The organism is Methylobacterium sp. WL116, from assembly GCF_008039455.1.
Classification (GTDB): Bacteria; Pseudomonadota; Alphaproteobacteria; order Rhizobiales; family Beijerinckiaceae; genus Methylobacterium.
On sequence record NZ_VRUV01001077.1, the window covers coordinates 1 to 591 of the forward strand.

At 71.4% G+C, this 591-nt stretch carries 1 protein-coding gene; it reads left to right on the top strand.

Annotation, left to right across the window (positions count from 1 at the left end; translation table 11 throughout):
* The coding region (locus FV223_RS29480) for an SURF1 family cytochrome oxidase biogenesis protein (RefSeq protein ID WP_147730101.1) at positions 1-526 on the top strand (526 nt) is incomplete at its 5' end.
* Positions 527-591 lie beyond the last annotated feature (65 nt).

Consider the following 591-nt stretch of genomic DNA (forward strand, 5'->3'; position numbering starts at 1 on the left):
GTGGCCGAGCGTGACCGAGGCCGCCGACGCCTACCGCCACGTCCGGGTGGCGGGCCGCTTCCGCCACGAGTCCACCACGCTGGTCCAGGCGGTGACGGTGCTCGGCGGCGGGTTCTGGGTGCTGACGCCGCTGGTCGCCGACGGCTTCACGGTGCTGGTGAACCGCGGCTTCGTTCCCTCCGATCGCCGCGATCCTGCCGGCTGGCGCCGGCCCGAGGGCGAGGTCGACGTCACCGGCCTGTTGCGCCTCACCGAACCCGGCGGCGCGTTCCTGCGCAGCAACGCGACCGCCGAGGATCGTTGGTATTCCCGCGATGTCGCCGCGATCGCTTCGGCCCGGGGGCTCTCCGGCATCGCGCCCTACTTCATCGATGCGGATGCGTCGGCGGATGATCGCTTGCCCGTCGGCGGGCTGACGGTGGTCGCCTTCCACAACAACCACCTCGTCTACGCGCTGACCTGGTTCACCCTCGCCGCGATGACGCTGGGGGCCGCGATCTACGTGAACGTGGAGCGGCAGAGGTGAGGGGCCTGCTCGTCGGGTTCGGGGGGGGAGCTGCCGCATTCTTCCTCCCCCCTTAAGCGGGGGAG